Origin of the sequence: Maribacter algicola (genome assembly GCF_003933245.1) — a bacterium.
Lineage (GTDB): Bacteria > Bacteroidota > Bacteroidia > Flavobacteriales > Flavobacteriaceae > Maribacter > Maribacter algicola.
In genome coordinates this window covers 358,438-377,612 of the sequence record NZ_QUSX01000002.1, presented here as the reverse complement: position 1 = coordinate 377,612, position 19,175 = coordinate 358,438, and the positions used below count along the sequence as shown (strand labels likewise).

At 41.2% G+C, this 19,175-nt stretch carries 18 protein-coding genes and 1 riboswitch; of the genes, 11 read left to right on the top strand and 7 right to left on the bottom strand.

Annotated elements, in window-relative coordinates; all coding sequences use genetic code 11:
- Nucleotides 1–47: 47 nt before the first annotated feature.
- From DZC72_RS10830 to DZC72_RS10815, 4 genes are all read right to left on the bottom strand, one after another.
- The gene (locus tag DZC72_RS10830) at nucleotides 48–593 is read right to left on the bottom strand and encodes a DUF4252 domain-containing protein (protein WP_125222949.1); all 546 of its coding nucleotides are present in this window, start codon (nucleotides 591–593) and stop codon (nucleotides 48–50) included.
- A gap of 32 nt (nucleotides 594–625) precedes the next feature.
- Nucleotides 626–1,174, bottom strand: coding sequence for a DUF4252 domain-containing protein (locus DZC72_RS10825; protein WP_125222948.1), 549 nt, complete (start codon nucleotides 1,172–1,174; stop codon nucleotides 626–628).
- 76 nt (nucleotides 1,175–1,250) lie between these two features.
- Nucleotides 1,251–1,700: a hypothetical protein gene (locus DZC72_RS10820; RefSeq protein ID WP_125222947.1), complete on the bottom strand. Its 450-nt coding sequence runs from the start codon at nucleotides 1,698–1,700 to the stop codon at nucleotides 1,251–1,253.
- Nucleotides 1,687–2,199, bottom strand: a complete 513-nt coding sequence (locus tag DZC72_RS10815; RefSeq protein ID WP_125222946.1) for an RNA polymerase sigma factor — start codon at nucleotides 2,197–2,199, stop codon at nucleotides 1,687–1,689. Before DZC72_RS10815 ends, DZC72_RS10820 begins: the two co-directional genes overlap by 14 nt.
- Nucleotides 2,200–2,403: 204 nt before the next feature.
- Here DZC72_RS10815 and DZC72_RS10810 point away from each other — a divergent pair, with 204 nt between their 5' ends.
- On the top strand, nucleotides 2,404–3,930 hold the full coding sequence (locus DZC72_RS10810; protein WP_125222945.1) for a S41 family peptidase: 1,527 nt from the start codon (nucleotides 2,404–2,406) through the stop codon (nucleotides 3,928–3,930).
- Between the two features lie 22 nt (nucleotides 3,931–3,952).
- The gene (locus tag DZC72_RS10805) at nucleotides 3,953–5,425 is read left to right on the top strand and encodes a S41 family peptidase (RefSeq protein WP_125222944.1); all 1,473 of its coding nucleotides are present in this window, start codon (nucleotides 3,953–3,955) and stop codon (nucleotides 5,423–5,425) included.
- Between the two features lie 50 nt (nucleotides 5,426–5,475).
- Here DZC72_RS10805 and DZC72_RS10800 read toward each other — a convergent pair whose 3' ends face one another.
- Nucleotides 5,476–7,374: a TonB-dependent receptor plug domain-containing protein gene (locus DZC72_RS10800; protein WP_125222943.1), complete on the bottom strand. Its 1,899-nt coding sequence runs from the start codon at nucleotides 7,372–7,374 to the stop codon at nucleotides 5,476–5,478.
- A gap of 70 nt (nucleotides 7,375–7,444) precedes the next feature.
- Nucleotides 7,445–7,661: riboswitch (cobalamin riboswitch) on the bottom strand.
- A 214-nt stretch (nucleotides 7,662–7,875) separates the two neighbouring features.
- Here DZC72_RS10800 and DZC72_RS10795 point away from each other — a divergent pair.
- The 6 genes from DZC72_RS10795 to DZC72_RS10770 all read left to right on the top strand — a co-directional run bounded on the left by DZC72_RS10795 (nucleotide 7,876) and on the right by DZC72_RS10770 (nucleotide 13,257).
- Entirely contained in the window at nucleotides 7,876–9,033 is a 1,158-nt protein-coding gene (locus tag DZC72_RS10795; RefSeq protein WP_125222942.1) for an ABC transporter substrate-binding protein, read from the top strand.
- A gap of 1 nt (nucleotide 9,034) precedes the next feature.
- Nucleotides 9,035–10,066 (top strand): FecCD family ABC transporter permease, encoded by a 1,032-nt coding sequence (locus DZC72_RS10790; protein ID WP_125222941.1) that lies wholly within the window; start codon nucleotides 9,035–9,037, stop codon nucleotides 10,064–10,066.
- A gap of 1 nt (nucleotide 10,067) precedes the next feature.
- Nucleotides 10,068–10,862, top strand: coding sequence for an ABC transporter ATP-binding protein (locus DZC72_RS10785; protein WP_125222940.1), 795 nt, complete (start codon nucleotides 10,068–10,070; stop codon nucleotides 10,860–10,862).
- 117 nt (nucleotides 10,863–10,979) lie between these two features.
- The gene (rmuC, locus tag DZC72_RS10780; protein ID WP_125222939.1) at nucleotides 10,980–12,332 is read left to right on the top strand and encodes a DNA recombination protein RmuC; all 1,353 of its coding nucleotides are present in this window, start codon (nucleotides 10,980–10,982) and stop codon (nucleotides 12,330–12,332) included.
- Between the two features lie 11 nt (nucleotides 12,333–12,343).
- Nucleotides 12,344–12,709, top strand: coding sequence for a 6-phosphogluconate dehydrogenase (locus DZC72_RS10775; protein ID WP_125222938.1), 366 nt, complete (start codon nucleotides 12,344–12,346; stop codon nucleotides 12,707–12,709).
- Nucleotides 12,709–13,257, top strand: coding sequence for an acyl-CoA thioesterase (locus DZC72_RS10770; RefSeq protein ID WP_207891744.1), 549 nt, complete (start codon nucleotides 12,709–12,711; stop codon nucleotides 13,255–13,257). Before DZC72_RS10775 ends, DZC72_RS10770 begins: the two co-directional genes overlap by 1 nt.
- Here DZC72_RS10770 and pgl read toward each other — a convergent pair.
- Together pgl and zwf are read right to left on the bottom strand one after the other, a co-directional pair.
- A complete protein-coding gene (gene pgl / locus DZC72_RS10765; RefSeq protein WP_125222936.1) occupies nucleotides 13,254–13,967 on the bottom strand; it encodes a 6-phosphogluconolactonase in 714 nt (237 codons plus the stop codon). The two genes, DZC72_RS10770 and pgl, sit on opposite strands and share 4 nt — an antisense overlap.
- Nucleotides 13,968–13,978: 11 nt before the next feature.
- Nucleotides 13,979–15,514 (bottom strand): glucose-6-phosphate dehydrogenase, encoded by a 1,536-nt coding sequence (gene zwf / locus DZC72_RS10760; protein WP_243641717.1) that lies wholly within the window; start codon nucleotides 15,512–15,514, stop codon nucleotides 13,979–13,981.
- Nucleotides 15,515–15,646: 132 nt separating this feature from the next.
- On the opposite strand from zwf, the gene gndA reads away from it, so the two are divergent.
- From gndA to DZC72_RS10745, 3 genes are all read left to right on the top strand, one after another.
- Nucleotides 15,647–17,059 carry an NADP-dependent phosphogluconate dehydrogenase gene (gndA, locus tag DZC72_RS10755; protein WP_125222935.1) on the top strand — a complete coding sequence of 471 codons (1,413 nt, stop codon included), beginning with the start codon at nucleotides 15,647–15,649 and terminating at the stop codon, nucleotides 17,057–17,059.
- Nucleotides 17,060–17,074: 15 nt separating this feature from the next.
- Nucleotides 17,075–17,416: a GIY-YIG nuclease family protein gene (locus tag DZC72_RS10750; RefSeq protein ID WP_125222934.1), complete on the top strand. Its 342-nt coding sequence runs from the start codon at nucleotides 17,075–17,077 to the stop codon at nucleotides 17,414–17,416.
- A 174-nt stretch (nucleotides 17,417–17,590) separates the two neighbouring features.
- Complete coding sequence (locus DZC72_RS10745; RefSeq protein ID WP_125222933.1) at nucleotides 17,591–19,120, top strand: M20/M25/M40 family metallo-hydrolase; 1,530 nt, start codon at nucleotides 17,591–17,593, stop codon at nucleotides 19,118–19,120.
- The last annotated feature ends 55 nt before the right edge of the window (nucleotides 19,121–19,175 follow it).

The following is a 19,175-nucleotide window of genomic DNA, read 5'->3' as shown; positions in this document are numbered from 1 at the left end:
AAAGGCGAACTAAAAAGTCCACCTTCTACTAGTTTTATTTACCGAAATTATTTTCTGCCACCCGCCTTGTTCAAATCTTTGGGAAGGTCCATTTTATTGGTAAGGGAACCAATTTTGTCCAAATCGATATCGCCTGTAAGGCTTACCAAGACTGTTTCCAGCTTTCGCCCGTTGTGTCCAATCTCAACGTTCTCCATTCCGGAAACGAACATTAGCAATTCCGTTACATGGTTTTCGTTCTTACCGTTTTTAACGTAGAACTTAACGTTAACGTCCTTGTCCTTTACCCGCATCAATTCTTCCAATTTTGAACTTTTCAAATATTGCTTAACGGTTTTTGACATATCGAGGGAAACGCCTTCATCCTCGGTCATAAACACCTTTACTCCTTGAAGTCCTTTAGCGACCTCAATAAATTCCCTTGCTTCATCGTCGTCATCCAATGCTCCAATTTTGGAAACCAAATCTATCATTCCCTTGTTTACGATTACCGAACCTACATGGTCCATATTCTCGTATTTGTCGAAAATAGACTGTGAAAATCCTAATAACGGTAAAATGGCTACTAATAATACTACTGTTAATTTTCTCATGACTGTTGTTTTATGATTGTTTATGATTGATATTAATTACTCTTTTTGCTGGCCTTGCCCAATTGGTCTCCACCCGGTAAGTCCATTTTATCTGTAAGTTTTGAAACCGATTTCAAATTGATGTCCCCTGTAAGGGAAAGCAATACGGTTTCCAGTTTTTTGCCATTGATATCTATGTCCTTCATACCTGTAACGAACATTAATAATTCCTTTACATGGTCATCATCCTTTCCTTCCTTAACATAGAACTTGACATTACTGTCCCCGTCCCGTACGCGCATCAGTTCCTCAAATGAGGAGCTTTTTAATCTGTTGGCCACCCAGCTATCCACATCCTTTGAAATTGCAGCGTCATCTGTAGTAATTACCTTAAAACTCGTTATGGAGTTTACCAATTCGAAGAATTCCTTGGCTTCTGGATCATCTGAGTTTACGCTCATTTTTCCAAGCATTTGGAACATTTTGGGTTGCATGGCCACGAAGGTTACCTTGTCATTGTCCTCGTATTTGTCGAATATATCCTGGGCCGAGGAAAAATAGGGTGCTAATGCCAAGCTACCTATAAATAATAGCTTTTTCATATTTTTTTGATTTATCATTCTATTCTAATTGTTAATGTTTAAGCTAACTCGTTTAAAAACTTCATTTTAATTATTACTACTCTTTTGTTAAAAATTTATTGGTATTCTTTTGAAACTCTTCCAAATGGTAGAGTTGTTCCGTTCCCTTATTAAAGTTAATGGCCAGTAGGGACAAAGCTTCCTGTGCAGAGGCAATTTCCTCTGGGGTGTATTCATCTGCCAAGGATGCAGGTTTTGAACTTGGATTATAAAAGTAGAACCCTATGAAAAAAACTGCCACTGCCGCCACGGATGCCCATTTGTAAAGGTTACGTACCATGCCTTTGGGTTTCCGGGTTAACGCAAGTTTTTTTGTATAACGTTCCTCCTTGGCAACGGTAAAATATTGGAACATGGGAGCATATTGTTCTAAATGTACCGGTATATCTTCCCTTGAAAAGTATTCCCTTAGGATTTCTTCTTCGACTACGGTAGTGGTGGCCTCGAAATACCTTTCTACTAATTTTTCTATTTTATCCAATTCCATAACTATGTTTTTGTATTAATTTCTCCCTAACTGTTTTTCTTGCCCTTGATAGAGCGACGCGCACGGCTGTTGGTTTCATCCCTAAAAGTTCCTCTATTTCTTCAAATTCATATTGCTCTACATCCCTCAGTTGGAGTACCATTTTTTGCTGCTCCGGCAATTCATCCATTATCTTTTCAACCCAACTGAGACTGTCCCTAGCCTCTACCTGCCTTTGAAGGGATGAACTTCCTTCTTCCCCGTAATTGCTATGCACCAGTTTCAAGTTGCTTGCCTGTTTCGACTTTAATCTGTCAAGACAAAAATTCTTGGTCATGGTCATTGCGAATGCTTCTACATTATTGTAAGATTCCATCGCCTTTTTCTTGGTCCATAACTTCAGCAAAATTTCCTGAGTGGCATCTTCGGCCTCTTCACTGGATACCAATAGGCGCTTTGCCAATCGGTACAACTTATCCTTAAAGGGCATTACCACATTTAAAAATTCAGCTTGTTTCATTTTTGGTTTCGTTGTTCAAAATACCTTGCTAAGGCTTTCTATATGGAAGACGATATTCAACGATTTTTGTTACAATAAGTTTTTTTTTTCCGCCTATGTAAGTAAATTTAGGGGCTTTAGACTGATATTAAAAATTGCTTTTGTGCTTTTCCTTTACTTGACTTTCCTTGGTATAGTAATTGTAGCGCTTTTAAAAAAACTGTTATGAAAAAATACATTTTATTTTTAATTTTTATTGGCATACTTACAGAATCCTGTAATAAAAATGACGATTCTCCAGTCATAGAAGAAGAACAGGAGGAAATAGTTGAAGAAGAAGTAGTTGAAGAGGAAGTTGATATTCAGGTACAGGATTTCATGTGGCAGACATTGAACGCTTACTATTTTTGGCAAGCCAATGTTCCAGTCTTAGCGGATAACAGATTCGCAACTCAATTGGAATACGAAACATATTTAGCATCCCATCCCGATCCAGAAAACTTTTTGTTGGACGAGTTACTTTTCACCGAAGACCGTTTCACTTTTTATAGTGACGATTACAAGGAACTGACTAATTTTCTTTCCGGAATATCTAAAAGTAATGGTCTGGAATTTGGACTTTCCAGGATTGGAGACTCTGATGATGTTTTTGGGTTCGTGGAATATGTGATAAAAGATTCAGACGCTTCAACAACGGACATAAAAAGAGGTGATTATTTCATAGGAGTCAATGGAACGGAGCTTAATGTCAACAACTACATAGATTTATTATTTGGGGAAAACGATACCTACACCCTCAATATGGCATCCATAGAGAATAACACCATTAGTCCTAATGGAATTGACGTTACGCTAACGAAGCAAGAAGGTCTGGTCGAGGATCCAATATTGGTGAATACGGTTCTGAATATTGGTGATAAGAGAATTGGGTACTTAATGTACAATTCTTTCACTCCTGGCTCCGGAGAGGCCCTGAACAATGTTTTTGCCGATTTTAAAGGTCAAAATGTAACTGATCTTGTTTTAGATTTACGATACAATTCCGGAGGTAGAGGAACCACGGCACAAATACTAGCCAGTCTAATCTATGGTACCAATACGAGCGACTTGATTTTTAGGACTAGATACAATGATAAAGTCCAAGCTTTATTTGAGCCTGGAGAATTGGATAACAATTTTGTTGCCACTACAGGAACGGAAAATGGGAATTCGAATGCCGCCTTAAATTCCTTAAATCTGAATACAGTCTACATTCTTGCAACTGAGGCATCTGCTTCGGCCAGTGAATTGGTCATGGTTGGTTTAGAACCATACATGAACGTAGTGCATATAGGAACTACTACCGTAGGAAAAAACCAAGGTTCCATAACTTTTGTGGACGATCCTGAAAATGGAAACTTTTACGATCCGGAACGCGAAAATCAAATTAATCCTGAAAATCAATGGGCCCTTCAGCCTATAGTAAGCAGGGTAGAAAATAGCGCCGGTTTTTCGGATTATGCGGATGGGTTGATTCCGGATATTGAGTTGGAAGAAGATGTGACCAATTTAGGAACCTTGGGTGATGTCAACGAACCCTTATTGGCTAGGGCCATTCAGGAAATTACAGGTGTTGGCGCAAAAAGGAGCTTTAAGGTAAATATGCCCGCAAATCTTATCTCTAGCTCCAAACTTTACGATGAACGCAACACTGCGCTTATATTAAACGGTTTAAAAGTGGGCACCAAAAGTGTATTGAAAGAAATAAAATAAGCTGTTTCTAGTTCTATCTAGTATGAAAGTTAAAAATTTATTACCCCTATTTATATTTATTGGGTTGTTGTCCTGTTCCAAGGATGATGAATTATCGGTACCAAAAACAGTAGACCCGCTTCCCAGTGCCAATGTTCCTGTTCAGAATTTCATGTGGAAGGCCATGAATTTCTGGTACTTTTGGCAAGCAGATGTTCCGGATTTAGGCGATAACAGATTCACAGACTCTGAAAGTTATACGGAGTTTTTACAATCCGTAGAGGACCCCGGAGCATTTTTCGACAATAAATTGCTCTATATTGAGGACAGGTTCAGCTTTTATAATTCAGATTATAGGGAACTTACAAACTCATTGGCAGGTATTTCACGAAGCAATGGTCTAGAATTTGGACTAGTTAGAAAAGCCAATAGCGAAGAGGTCTTTGGATACGTACGCTATATAATACCAAATTCAGATGCAGCAACCAAGGATATTGAGCGGGGCGACCTATTTACGGGTGTTAACGGAACAACCTTGACCATCAATAATTTTGCGGATTTGCTATTTGGTGAAAATAATACCTATGTGCTGAACATGGCCGATTTTTCAAACGGGGATGTGGTACAGAGTGATAGAGAGGTCAGCCTTACCAAGGAAGCTGCACTTGCTGAAAATCCGATTTTCATTTCCAAGTCCTTTGAGATTAATGGAATAACAATTGGTTATCTTATGTACAACCAATTTACCAATGAGTATGACGATGACCTCTACAACGCTATCTTGGGACTAAAAAACTTGGGTATTACGGAACTGATCGTGGATTTACGCTATAACCCCGGTGGATCGGTAAACACCACCCGGATATTGGCCAGTATGATCTACGACACCAATACGGAAAATCTATTTCTAAGAAAGCGATATAACGAAAAAATACAAGATCAACTATCGGAAAGTCAGCTCGAAGTCTATTTTACGGATAGGGTGGGAAGCAATACCATAGAGCCTTTGGGACTTAACAAACTGTACGTACTTACCTCGGCAAGTTCTGCATCCGCAAGTGAATTGCTCATTAATAGTTTGGAACCTTATATCGATGTGGTTATCATAGGAGATGTTACCAGGGGAAAGAACGAATTTTCCACAACGCTGGTCGACGATCGTGAAAATTCCTATTTATATACTCCTTCTAGGGTTAACAAAATTAACCCTGACAATCAATGGGCCATTCAACCTCTTCTGGGAAGAAATGAAAACGCAGATGGCTTTTTTGACTATACCGATGGATTAATGCCCGATATACCTTTAAAGGAAGACTATAGCAATCTAGGAATTTTAGGTGACATTAACGAGCCATTGTTGGCCAGGGCCATTCAAGAAATTACGGGAGCTACCGGCAAAAGGGATTTTACGGTAGAAAACCCGATCGAGATATTATCCAGTTCGAAAATGTATAGTCCGTTCAAGGACAAAATGATTGACGATACGGTTTACGAATTGGATTTGTCATTAAATTAAAATTAATTCTATGATAAAAAGGCGACCAAAATGGTCGCCTTTTTTAATGACTATAGTCGCAAACGCAGGCCTATCCTAAAATTTCTCCCTCTGGTCGTATAGTTTAATAGTTCCACATAATCCTCATTGAATAAATTATCTAAGGAGGCATACAATTGCACATGTTCACTGATTCTATGTTGGGCGGTTACATTCAAAAGTCCATAAGCTGCTAAATCCACATCCGTGAACGTATTAAAATCGGTATCCAGTCGATTGGATAGGTGTTGATAATTTAAGGAAATATAGGTTCCTTGATTAAAGGTATACGCAAGTTGGGCATTCCATTTATGCTTGGGAATCCGCAAGGCTACATCAGTATCCAAATTGGTAAATGTGTAGTTGGCATTTAACTGTACATTGTCCAAAAGTGTTGCCGCTACTTCTACTTCTATCCCTTCTACCCTATTTGTTCCTTCCCTATTCTGGTACTTACTTTCAAAAGTATCAGGATCAATCACCACATACTCGATTCTTCCTTCTTCCAACCGATTAAAATAAACGGTATTGAATCTAAACTTTTCTGAAAGTCTTATTTCCATACCACCCTCCAACGTCGAGTTTTCTTCAGATCGCAAATCGGTATTGGCCCCAAAAGGACCGTACAACTGCGACAAATTAGGGGCAATGTATGAGGTGGCATAAGAACCCAAAAACTTTAAATACCCCTCGTCCCATTTTACGCGATAGGAAGGATTCAGATTATAGATCCAATGCGAACCATATTCGTTGTGATTGTTCCATCGGGCACCAGCGTTCAGGTTCAGACCAAAATCGCTAATATAAACAAGGTTGAAATAGGGGTCCAAGTTTCTCGCGGACACCGTTTCTGAAAAAACTGTTTTGCCTTCTACCAAATTCAAGCCAAAGATGGTATAAAACCGCTCTTTAAAAGTGTATTTGTTGAATACATCCAGTACGAAGGATTCTGAATCGAAGGAATTGGGAAAATCCGATACAAATTCTCTTGTAATTTGATTGAAGGCGGTATTCAAATGTAGGCTTCCATTGCCATAGGTGTACGTAGTAGCCAATCCAAAGCGGGATTGTTCGCTATTGAAATGAAAATCGGCATCTTCAACTGGAAAACCATTATCAAAATCGGACTTCAGCTTGGTATAAAAAGCCGATGCCTCCGATTTTAGTTTTTTTGAAAATTGGTAGCCCACCTTAAAATTTCCGTCAATTCTGGATAAAGCATCGGCCTCTTCCCCAATGGCTGCCGAAAGTCCATCGGTAAATTGATGTCCGCCAGAGGCCAAAAACGTAAGTCCTTTCCTTTTACCTGAAATGGTTACATTGTTTGATACCTCGGAAATGGTATTGGTCCTGTCCCCTTGGGACTGGTTGGTTCCCCAATTGGAAACCGCCTCTAGCTTCAATCCTTCGGCATCGGCCTCTTTTGTCGTAATATTGATTACCGCCGTTGCCGCTGAATTCCCATACAACGTACTGGCCGCACCCTTTACGATTTCAATACTTTCGATCTGGGCAAGGTTCAATAAACGCAGGTCATATTCCGCATTTACATTGGAAGGGTCAGAGACCTGGATACCATTTATGATTACCAATACCTGACGGTTGTTACCTCCCCTGGCAAATACGGAAAGGTTTTGTCCCGCAAAACTTCGGGTTCCATTAATCTCCAGACCGCTTTTGGTGTTGATGACTTCGGCAAGGGTACGACCTTGATTTCTTTCCAGTTCTGCCGCTGAAATTTTAATGACCGTTTTACCGGAGTTTTCCCGCTTTAGTGAAAAACGGGAGTCACTGACCACTACTTCGTCCAATTCCTCAATCTGAACGGAGTCCTTTTCCCTTTGATCGTAACCAAGGGGTTGCCCTTCTTGGGCAATCGCTTTGGCGCACAGCAAAGCCATGGCTCCAAAGCCTACCAAATTTTTGTACATTTTTTAATCTCTTGTTCGAGCGAATAGTATGTCTGTCCCCATACGTAAACCTTTATCCCGAAAGTTTAACATTAGTTGTTTGAATTTGGCAGGTCTCCTGACTTGCATCGTTTTGAATACCTTCCCGTCCCAACATCTGTTGGAACAGTGGTTTGTAGATTTCGAAACGTACCGAATACATCGGCCTAGCTTACAGTTGCGGGAACAGTTCCGGATTCACACGGGATTCCCTTTTAATCAATAGTCCGTAAAAAACGGATTATTGAACCAAAATTCGGGACGAAAATAAAACTAATTTATTTATTTGTGGTTTTTCTTTCCCATTTTAATCGCCAACCAAATAAAACCGATAATAAAATGCAATAGAATAATACCGGCAATGACATAGATTATGGTGTTCGAAGATCCCCTCATGAGTCGAATTTTCATCAAAGCTACTATCCTCGGTAGAAATAGAAAGTGACTTTTGTTACCTTGCAGCGATATTTTGGTTAAAACGTCATGACCCCATTGAAATCGATTAAAATCGCATATAGTGTTGCTCTGTTATGTTTTTGGGGTTGTAAGGAAACTCCAAAAGCATCGCAAGGGGCAAAGAATACGGTGGGAGTCCCCATTCAATACGCAAAGGGCTTTACCATGGAAAAATCAGGTCCAGATATTACAGTGCTCAAAATTACCTCCCCTTGGCCAAATGCCGAGTCCAAATTTACATATGCCTTGGTTCCCAAGGACCGGCTTTCAACGATAACGTTGGACAAAAATGCGTACGATGCCATCATAGGGACCCCAATATCCAATTTGGTAGTCACGTCCACAACACACATTCCAGCGCTAGAATCCTTGGGTGTATTGGATAAACTTATCGGATTTCCAGATACGAAGTATATATCTTCAAAGTATGCCAGAGACCTAATAGATGCCGGGAAAATACAGGAATTGGGCAACAATGAATCCCTAAATACTGAAATGGTGCTGGAACTTCGGCCAGAATTGGTGGTTGGTTTTAGTATAAATGCCCAAAACAAAACTTACAATACCCTAGAACAAGCCAATATACCCGTAGTTTACAATGGGGATTGGACTGAAGAAAGTCCATTGGGAAAAGCGGAATGGATCAAGTTTTTTGCTCCCTTTTTTGGAAAGGAACACGAGGCCGAACAAATTTTTTCAAAAATAGCACAGGATTACCACAATGCCGTAAATATTGCAAAAACGGCAGAAACAGCTCCTTCTGTTATAAGCGGGGCCATGTACAAGGATGTTTGGTATTTACCCGGCGGGGAAAGTTGGGCAGCAAAGTTTATCCATGATGCCAATGCCGACTATCTATGGGCTGATACTCCAGGGACCGGGAGTCTCTCCTTGAGTTGGGAAAGTGTTTTGGAAAAAGGAAAAAATGCCGATTTCTGGATTGCCCCTGCCCAATATACAAGCTATATGGAATTAACGAATGCCAGTGAACATTACGCGCAGTTCGATGCCCTACAAAATCGAAAAATATTTACCTTTTCAAAAACCAAGGGTGCCACGGGGGGAGTGCTTTATTATGAGCTGGCCCCTCAAAGACCCGATCTTGTACTCAAGGACCTCATTCATATTTTTCACCCACATTTACTACCAGATCACGAACTATTTTTCTTTACTCCTTTGGAATAAATTGAGTCAAACAAGAACATATACGCTTCATTTTTCGCTATTGATTGCCATACTTTTCCTTTGTTTTTTGGTGAATATAAGTCTAGGTTCCGTTAGTATATCCTTTTTGGATACCCTAAAAGCCCTTGTTGGAATGGAACTCAATAACCCCTCTTGGGAGTATATTATCTGGAGCTATAGGATTCCTAAGGCACTAACGGCGCTTTTGGCAGGTGCAGGATTGGCCTTAAGCGGGTTGCTCATGCAAACCTTATTTAGAAATCCGCTGGCGGGACCTTTTGTTCTTGGTATTAGTTCCGGGGCCAGTCTAGGAGCCGCGCTACTGATTATGGGAATTTCCTTGTTGGGAGGAGTTTTGTCCGATACCTATGTTAACGATATCACCCTTGCCATTGCCTCCAGCTTGGGAAGTTTTTTGGTCTTGTTTCTGGTCATTGGCATGGCAACACGGGTCAAGGACACCATGGCCTTGCTTATCATAGGCTTGATGTTTGGAAGCATTACGGCCGCTGTGGTAAGCGTACTTTCATACCTCACCAGTTCAGAAAAGTTACAACAGTATGTTTTTTGGACTTTTGGGAGTGTGGGCGGACTTTCATGGTCACAATTGGGCATTTTAAGTACGATGGTTTTTGTGGGCGTACTTTTATGCATACGTACGGTAAAATCCTTGAACGGTTATTTATTGGGTGAAAATTACGCGCAAAGTTTAGGAATAAACCTTAGAACATCACGCTACATAATCATTGTTGCTACCGGAATATTGGCGGGAAGTATTACCGCGTTCACGGGTCCAATCGCTTTCATCGGGTTGGCCGTACCCCATTTGACCCGTCAGATTTTCAATACAACGGACCACAAGATTTTGGTTCCAGCCGTACTTATTTATGGTAGTTGTATACTATTATTATGCGATGTTCTAGCCCAATTACCCGGTCAGGCAGCGGTTCTGCCTATTAATGCCATAACCAGTATTATAGGGGCACCGGTAGTTATTTGGCTATTAATGCGAAAAAGAAAAATGATTTTTTAAATTGGAGGATAAGAAAAACATACGGGAAGCTAAGCCGGTTCTGGAAGTAAGGGGTTTGTCCATTGGCTATCATAAAAAGGATGTGTGTAAAAACCTTTCCTTCTCTTTAGATAAGGGGGAGTGTACGGCCATAGTTGGGATAAATGGAATTGGAAAATCGACCTTGTTGAGAACGCTTGGAAATCTTCAACCACCGCTAGAGGGAAACGTATGTATAGATGGGACCTCCATGTGGGAAATGAAGCCCAATCAATTAGCCCAGAGAATCAGTGTTGTCCTCACGGAAACCGTAGCATCCAAAAACTTGACCGTCCAAGAATTGGTAGCCTTGGGAAGACAACCCTACACCAATTGGATTGGCAGTTTAAACCCCATTGACAGTGGAAAAATAATTGAAGCCATTGAGCTGCTCGAGCTCAAGGACCTAAGGGACAAAAAATGCCATGAATTGAGCGACGGACAATTACAACGCGTAATGATTGCAAGGGCCTTGGCACAGGACACCGATATCATTCTGCTCGACGAACCTACGACCCATTTAGATCTTTTTCACAAGGTTGCAATTTTGAAGCTTCTAAAATCGATAGCGCATAGCACCCAAAAGACCATTTTGTTCACCACCCATGAGATTGAAATGGCCATTCAGATGTGTGATAAAATTTTAATTCTTGATGGAAGCTTAAATCCTTTTGATGCGCCATGCAAACTGATTGAAAGTGCCTCGTTTGAAAGATTATTTCCTTCGGATACCGTACAATTTGATGCCAATACAGGCACTTTCCGAATTCAGAAGTAACCTGTATCTTTACTGCAAAATGGAGAATAAAATCGTCCAAAGCTCCTAACAAAACTAGGCCATTGGTCTTTGAATAGTAAAGTTGATTTACCTTTGGTTAGAATCTGAGTTTTTAAAATGAACGAGACGCTACTTTATATCATCATATCCCTACTTTGTTTGGCAATAGGGTTCTTTTTAGGGCATTATATCCAAAATTTGAAGACCAAATCCAATCACAGCAAATTGGAGGAAGAAAACAGACAGTTGGAACTTGCCAGGACGCAATTGGAAAATAAATACCTGACCCTTGAGAACGAGCGGGAGGAACTCCGGTCGGAAAAAGAGCGGTTGGGCAATCAAATCGTACGCTATCAGGCTGATTTGGAAAATCTGCATTTGAAGAATTCAGAACAAAAGGAGGAAGTGGAAAGACTACAGGAAAAATTCACCAAGGAGTTCGAGAATTTGGCAAATAAAATCCTAGAGGAAAAAAGCCTGAAATTTACGGAACGAAATGAGAAAAACATTAGGAACATATTAAGTCCCCTCAACGAAAAAATACAACTTTTCGAAAAAAAGGTAGAGGAAAGTCAGAAGGAGAACATCAGCATACATTCCGCACTTAAAGAACAATTGCTGAACTTGCAGACCCAAAACCTAAAGATCACCCAAGAAGCGGAGAACCTTACCAAAGCACTCAAGGGGGACAGTAAAATGCAAGGGAACTGGGGCGAATTGGTGTTGGAACGCGTTCTGGAGAAATCCGGACTCGAAAAGGACCGCGAGTATAGCGTACAACAGAGCTTTACGCGAGAAGACGGATCCAGAGTCATGCCAGATGTCATTATCAACCTACCGGACGGCAAAAAGATGGTTGTCGATTCCAAGGTTTCCTTAACGGACTATGAACGTTATATCAATGCCGATGAAGAGTTCCAGGAAAAATTCCTAAAAGATCATATTAATTCGTTGAGAAGGCATGTGGACCAGTTGTCCGCCAAAAAATACGAGGACCTCTATGAAATGGAAAGTCCGGATTTTGTTTTGATGTTCGTTCCTATTGAACCTGCTTTTGCCATTGCAATAAACAACGATAACACCTTGTACAACAAAGCATTTGAACAAAATATCGTTATTGTGACACCATCTACTTTATTGGCTACCTTACGTACCATAGACAGTATGTGGAACAATGAAAAACAACAACGAAACGCCATTGAAATCGCCAAACAGGCAGGAGCGCTATATGACAAGTTTGAAGGATTTGTGAACGATCTTACAAAAGTGGGCAAGAAAATGGATGAGGCAAAATCTGAATACAAGGGTGCCATGAACAAATTGTTCGAGGGTCGTGGCAATATCATAACCAGTATTGAAAAACTGAAAAAAATGGGCGCCAAGGCCAAAAAATCGCTTCCGGAACCTATTCTCAAAAGAGCCAAGGAAGATGATTTTGAGGAGGAGCAAGAGCCTAGACTAAACTTATAAATAGAATAAATATGAAAAGAATATTATTTCTTTTTCTTGGGGGGTGTGCGGTGCTACTTGCTCTCATTTACGCCTTTATCTACTTTATTCCCTACAGTGAAGGTGTGCGTTCTGGGGAACTGATTAAAATCAGTCATAAGGGAGTATTGGTAAAAACTTGGGAAGGCGAAATTAGTCAGGGAATTTCAGGGGCTCAGATTTTCTCTTTTTCTGTATTGGACAAGGATAAGGAGGTAATCGAAAAGCTGAAAGAATACCAAGGTCAGTATGTAAAAGTAAATTATACGGAACGCTATGCCACCTTCTTTTGGCTGGGCGACACCAAATACTTCATAACCCAGGTTCAACAGGAGCAGTCTCCACATTTTAGGAAGTGATGCAGGAATTTAAAAGTGTCAAGGACTCCCAGGTATCCATTACGGAGCTCATGCTACCCTCCCACTCCAATTTTGGTGGAAAGGTACATGGAGGCCACATACTGAATTTAATGGATCAAATTGCATTTGCCTGTGCATCCAAACACTCGCAACGTTATTGTGTAACAGCATCGGTCAACCGGGTGGATTTTTTGAATCCCATCGATGTTGGGGAATTGGTAACCTTGAGGGCTTCCATCAATTATACGGGAAAAACCTCCATGGTGGTGGGTGTTCGGGTCGATTCAGAAAATATTACCACCGGAGAAAAAAGGCACTGCAACTCCTCCTATTTTACCATGGTTGCCAAGGACGAAAACGGGAATAGCGTACCCGTGCCCGGATTGATCGTTAGCGACAAACAAGGGGTCAGACGATTCGCCCGAAGCAAATACAGAAAATTAGAAGCGAAAGAGCGCGACACCAAATTTGAATCCTATAAATTCAATGCGGACAAATACTTGGCGGAACTGGAAAACGAGAACTGTAAAGTAGTCCTAAGTTCCTAAGAAATTTCCGAAGCTGCATCTTCGTCTAAAAACCATACCAATTCATTAGAACTTGGGTTTACCAAAGATGCTGGATATGCTTCGTATCCCGATTCCCTTTGGGTTATAATCCTCACTTTTTCTGACTTTCCGGCCCCCGTAACCAAAAAGGCCACTGCCCTTGCATGGTTAATTATTTTTCCGGTAATCGTGACCCTGCGTTGTCCGGAATCCGGATGAATGGCCACTTCGCAATTTGCCATGGAGTCCCATAAGTGTATTTCATGTGGAAATATAGAGGCCGTATGCCCGTCATTTCCCATCCCTAAAATAACGAGGTCAAATTGGGGTGTTGCTTCAACTATGGGCAATTTTTCTTCAAGCAAATTTGAATAGCGATGCGCTTCCTCTTTGGGGTTATTTTCACCAATAATCCGATGAATATTTTCCTCAGGGATATCAATTTTGGACAAAAGATGCTCCTCGGTCATCTTAAAATTGCTCTCGGCATCCGTTGGCGGCACACAACGTTCATCGCCCCAATAGAGATGTACCTTATGCCAATCGATTTGCCCCACAAAAGAGGTCGACAATTCATCAAAAACTATTTTTGGGGTACTTCCCCCGGAAAGGGCGATATGTACTTTATCTCGTTGCCCAATGAAATTGGCCAAATATTTTGAGAATTCCAGGGCAACTTCATTTTTATCGGTATAAATCTTCATTTCCATACTTCAATTGATTAGCAAAGCACACAATAATTTTCATCGTCAGTAAGGTTTTCTCCTGGATTGCGCCAGTAGCCTTCCCCTTCTATTAGGTCATCGGAGTTTTTTGGTCCCCAAGTACCGGAAGGGTAGCCATACATACGCACATCTTTACCGTGCTGCCAATAGTCCAAAATAGGGTCAACGAATTCCCACGCGGCTTCCACTTCATCGGCTCTGGCATACAAGGTAGCATCACCTTGCATGGCATCAAGTAGCAATCGTTCGTAGGCCTCCATTACATGGGTTTCCATCAAACTGGAATAGTAAAAATCCAAATTGGCGCGCTCCACTTTAAACCCTTGGCCCGGGACCTTTACCCCAAACTTTATAAGGATCCCCTCATCAGGCTGAATCCTTATAATCAGCTTATTATCCTTATTATGTATACCCGAATCTTTAAATATTTGATGGTGCGGTGTCTTAAAATGAATGACCACTTCGGTTACCTTTGTAGGCATTCTTTTAGCCGTTCGTACGTAAAAGGGAATATCCTTCCACCGCCAATTATCAACATAAAATTTGATAGCCGCATAGGTTTCGGTAGTCGATTCAGGATCTACACCCTCTTCTTCCCTGTAGCCCTTTACTTTTTTTCCCTGAATATTAGAGGCCATATACTGGGCACGGATCGTGTGGTCATGCAAAATCTTTTCGTCCCTCATAACGCGTAGGGATTTCAAAGCTTTTACCTTCTCGTCCCTAATTTCTTCCGCCTTGTCGCCAATGGGAGGTTCCATGACAATTAATGATACTATTTGTAGCAAATGATTCTGAAACATATCCCGTAATGCCCCAGACTTATCGTAGTATCCACCGCGTTTTTCGACCCCTACACTTTCGGCATTCGTAATCTCTATATGTTTAATATAATTTCTGTTCCACAAGGGTTCGAAGATACTGTTGGAAAAACGGGTCACTAATAGGTTTTGCACAGTTTCCTTTCCCAAATAATGGTCTATACGATAAATCTGGGATTCCTTAAAATGCTCCTGAAGCCCTTGGTTCAAAGCTTTGGCGGTCTCCAGGCTATAACCAAAGGGTTTCTCGACTATCAAACGTTTCCATCCATTGTTTTGAGTGCTAAGACCAGCCTCCGCTAAGTTTTTGGCAATGGTTTCGTAAAGCCTTGGAGGAGTGGATAAATAATACATAATATTACCCTGTGTTCTCTTTTCATCGTTCAATTGGCCTACCCGTTTTCTCAAAGGGGAATAATCCACATCATAGGATTCACCAAGGTCTTGATAGAAAAACATTTCCGCAAACTTCTTGGTTTTGGCTTCGTCAGAATTTTTCAACTTTTCCTTTAAATAGTCACTTTCTATTACAACTTGGTTTCGAAAATCCGCATCGGTCATATCACTTCTGCTCGTTCCCAACACAACAAAATGCTCGGGCAATTGGCCTTCAACGTACAGGCTGTACAATGCCGGCACCAATTTCCTTGCGGTCAGGTCCCCCGAAGCACCAAAAATGACCAACATTTGATTTTCAGTTTTCCTCCTCATCAATTTTATATTTTAAGCCTAAAAGTATCGAAAACTGTGGCCAATACCAATGAGTTGGTTTGAATATGCAGGGAATTATAGATATTTTTCACTTACTTTTGAAATGAAGGAGTTATCAGGAAATAACATTTTATGGATATGAAATATGATTTTGGAATGGTGGGGCTTGGCGTTATGGGGCGTAATTTTATTTTGAACGTATCGGACAATGGATTTACGGCTTATGGCAATGATTTGGACCCGGAGAAGGTAAATGCCCTCATTGAGGAAGGTGGAGATATCAGCAAAGTGAATGCCTCAACGGATAGCAAGATTTTCTTGGAAGCGCTCGCCATCCCCAGAAAAATAATGCTGTTGGTACCCGCTGGCAAGATTGTGGATATGGTCATTGAATCACTTCTTCCCAATTTGGATGAAGGCGATTTGATTATTGATGGAGGTAATTCCTTTTATACAGATACGGACCGACGGGAAGCATACCTATCCAAAAAAGGCATTAATTTCTTCGGTGCCGGCGTTTCAGGTGGCGCCAAGGGAGCCAGAAAAGGCCCAAGCATCATGCCAGGTGGAAACAGGGAGGCCTATCAGCACGTAAAACCGATATTTGAGGCCGTTGCGGCAAAATATCATGGGGAACCTTGCGTAGCTTATTTGGGTCCAAAATCGGCCGGAAACTATGTGAAAATGGTTCATAACGGTATTGAATACGGATTAATGCAGTTAACTTCCGAAATATATGATGTACTAAAAAAAGGTGCGGATTATAATAACGACGAACTTCACCAAACCTTTGATACTTGGAACAAGGGGCGCCTGCAATCCTTTTTGGTGGAAATCACCTCGGAAATATTCTTGCAGGTGGACAATTTGGGTGATGGAAGACTGGTGGATAAAATTTTGGACAAGGCGAAGCAAAAAGGAACCGGCAAATGGACCAGTCAGAACGCAATGGATTTGGGTATACCTGTTCCATCCATAGATATTGCGGTAAGTATGCGCGAAATTTCCGCTTTAAAGGATGAGCGAATCGAGGCCGATAACCTCTATGACCGCCCCGCGGTTCAACAAATGGACAAGACCGCAATGAAAAAGATGACCGAAGAAGCATTGTATTTTTCCTTCATCATCACCTATGCCCAGGGACTACATCAATTGGCCGATGCTTCCAAGGAATATGAGTACAATCTAAATTTGGCCCAAATCGCTAAAATATGGCGGGCCGGCTGCATTATTAGGGCTGGTCTTTTGGCGGACATTTCGGAAGCTTTTGAGGCAAATCCTTCCTTACCAAATCTTTTGTTATCGGCAACTTTCGTTGAAAAGGTGCAGGGCACCGTGAATTCGGCGAGGGAGTTGGTCGCATTTGGTGCTAAAAATGGCATTCCTTTGCCCGGACTTTCAAATTCCCTTACCTATTTTGATGCCTATACCTCAAGCAGGTTGCCCCTAAACTTGATACAGGCGCAACGGGATTATTTTGGGTCGCATACCTATGAGCGTTTGGATAGGGAGGGTATTTTTCATACGGAATGGGAACAGGAGTAATTCGTTATTTTAAATATGCCTTACAGCATTTACGTAGTAGAACTTCACAAGAAAGTGTTTACTGAAAATAGAAAGTTCCGTGAAGCCAATCCGCAGTTCAATGGTATCCTGGAATGTTTGTATGTAGGGATGACGAGCAAAACACCCAAAGAGCGCTTTGAACAGCACAAAAACGGTGTTTTAAGTAATAAAGGCGTGGATATTTCTTCCCGTATCGTAAAAAAATATGGCCTATATCTTCGTGGCAGCCTTTACAATCACATAAAACCTTTTGATAATAAAGAAGATGCCTTGAAAATGGAACGCATACTTGCCTTGGAACTTCGGCGTAAGAAGTATGCGGTATGGTTTAATTGATTTCATTTTCAATCAAATTAGCACTTCGGGTTAATCCTAACCCTTAGATACTTTCTTTTTCTTACTAATTCAAAATTCACTGTAGGGATTTTAATGGCACTTGATATTAAAAATGCTCTTTGTGCCGATGCACTACAAGCTACGTTTTACGTATTTTTCATGAAAAATCACCATATGTCCAAGTTAGCTCGCATTACCGCACTTTTTTTTCTGGTTCTTTTCCTAATCCCAAAAAGGCAATTCGGTCAAAAACTGCAAAGAGATGAAATAAAGGAACTGGCCCAACAATATACCTTAACTTCCTTTCCCATGTTAAAGGAGCTGTTGAGCATACCCAACGATGCCTTTTTCAAGGATGATATTGAAAAAAATATACAATGGTGCGAAAATGCCTTCGAAAATAGAGGGTTTTCCACCCAGCGTTTGGAAACTCCCAGCGTTCCGTTGTTATTGGCCGAACGAAAACATAGAAAGGCCAAAAAAACAGTTCTTGTTTATTTACAAGTTGACGGACAACCCGTGGATTCCACAAAATGGTTCCAACAGAGCCCATATGTTCCAACGCTAAAGAAATTGAACAACTCAGGAGAATGGGAGCCCATTTCTTGGGAATCTATCAAGGACTATCAAGATGATTGGCGCGTGTTCGCACGTTCTGCAAGCGACGCAAAAGGTCCCGTCTCCATGTTTTTAACGGCACTTGATGCCGCAAATGAAAACGGCATATCGCCCAACTATAATATTAAGGTCATCATGGATTTTGAGGAAGAGCTGGGTTCACCACAGCTTCCAGAAGCCGTCTTGCGCAACAAGGAACAACTTTCTGCAGATATGTTGATCATTTTTGATGGCCCTAGACATATTACCAATAGACCTACATTGACGTTTGGAGCAAGGGGAATCGCAACCCTACAAGTAACGACCTATGGTCCAATTGTCCCCCAGCATAGCGGGCATTTTGGAAATTATGCGCCAAATCCGGCACTTCGCCTTTCCAAATTACTAGCTTCTATGAAAGACGATGAAGGACGCGTTACCATAAAGGGTTTTTATGAGGGGATAGAAATCGATGGTGCAACTGAAAAAATATTGAAGGCCGTACCCGATGACGAAAAACAGATTATGGAAAGACTGCAGATTGCGGAAACGGATAAAGTAGGAAGTTACTATCAGGAAGCCATTCAATATCCTTCTTTGAATATCAGGGGGATACAATCCGGCTGGGTGTATGAAAAGGTAAGAACGATCGTTCCGGATCACGCCGTGGCAGAATTGGACGTGAGATTGGTCTTGGAGTCGGACCCGGAACGATTGATTACATTGATCAAGGATCATATTAAATCCCAAGGATATGTGGTCATTGATCGTGAACCGACAAGGGGAGAGCGTTTGCAACATCCAAAAATCGCTACCGTTATCCATGAAATTTCCTATCAATCATTTCGAACCGATTTTAATTCCGAGGTTGGGGTATGGCTGACCAAGGCCCTGGAAAATGCTTTTGGAGAAACACCTATACGCATTCGTATGAGCGGGGGTTCCATTCCCATTTCACCCTTCGTCACCACCTTAGGTATTCCTGCGGTTACCGTTCCTACCGTGAATAGGGATAACAATCAGCACAGCCCTAATGAAAACTTACGGTTGGGAAATTACCGGGAGGGAATACAAACGATGATAGCCATTTTAAATCAAGAGTTGTAAATACCAAAGGTCCTATCGCTTAACATCTTGGAAAAAATGGCCAAATTTTATAGTA

Excerpts from the sequence above, each read along its gene's own strand:
- DZC72_RS10830 (WP_125222949.1), bottom strand. The coding sequence starts at position 593 with ATGAGAAAATTAACAGTAGTATTATTAGTAGCCATTTTACCGTTATTA.
- DZC72_RS10825 (WP_125222948.1), bottom strand. The coding sequence starts at position 1,174 with ATGAAAAAGCTATTATTTATAGGTAGCTTGGCATTAGCACCCTATTTT.
- DZC72_RS10820 (WP_125222947.1), bottom strand. The coding sequence starts at position 1,700 with ATGGAATTGGATAAAATAGAAAAATTAGTAGAAAGGTATTTCGAGGCC.
- DZC72_RS10815 (WP_125222946.1), bottom strand. The coding sequence starts at position 2,199 with ATGAAACAAGCTGAATTTTTAAATGTGGTAATGCCCTTTAAGGATAAG.
- DZC72_RS10810 (WP_125222945.1), top strand. The coding sequence starts at position 2,404 with ATGAAAAAATACATTTTATTTTTAATTTTTATTGGCATACTTACAGAA.
- DZC72_RS10805 (WP_125222944.1), top strand. The coding sequence starts at position 3,953 with ATGAAAGTTAAAAATTTATTACCCCTATTTATATTTATTGGGTTGTTG.
- DZC72_RS10800 (WP_125222943.1), bottom strand. The coding sequence starts at position 7,374 with ATGTACAAAAATTTGGTAGGCTTTGGAGCCATGGCTTTGCTGTGCGCC.
- DZC72_RS10795 (WP_125222942.1), top strand. The coding sequence starts at position 7,876 with ATGACCCCATTGAAATCGATTAAAATCGCATATAGTGTTGCTCTGTTA.
- rmuC (WP_125222939.1), top strand. The coding sequence starts at position 10,980 with ATGAACGAGACGCTACTTTATATCATCATATCCCTACTTTGTTTGGCA.
- DZC72_RS10775 (WP_125222938.1), top strand. The coding sequence starts at position 12,344 with ATGAAAAGAATATTATTTCTTTTTCTTGGGGGGTGTGCGGTGCTACTT.
- DZC72_RS10770 (WP_207891744.1), top strand. The coding sequence starts at position 12,709 with ATGCAGGAATTTAAAAGTGTCAAGGACTCCCAGGTATCCATTACGGAG.
- pgl (WP_125222936.1), bottom strand. The coding sequence starts at position 13,967 with ATGGAAATGAAGATTTATACCGATAAAAATGAAGTTGCCCTGGAATTC.
- zwf (WP_243641717.1), bottom strand. The coding sequence starts at position 15,514 with ATGAGGAGGAAAACTGAAAATCAAATGTTGGTCATTTTTGGTGCTTCG.
- gndA (WP_125222935.1), top strand. The coding sequence starts at position 15,647 with ATGGATATGAAATATGATTTTGGAATGGTGGGGCTTGGCGTTATGGGG.
- DZC72_RS10750 (WP_125222934.1), top strand. The coding sequence starts at position 17,075 with ATGCCTTACAGCATTTACGTAGTAGAACTTCACAAGAAAGTGTTTACT.
- DZC72_RS10745 (WP_125222933.1), top strand. The coding sequence starts at position 17,591 with ATGTCCAAGTTAGCTCGCATTACCGCACTTTTTTTTCTGGTTCTTTTC.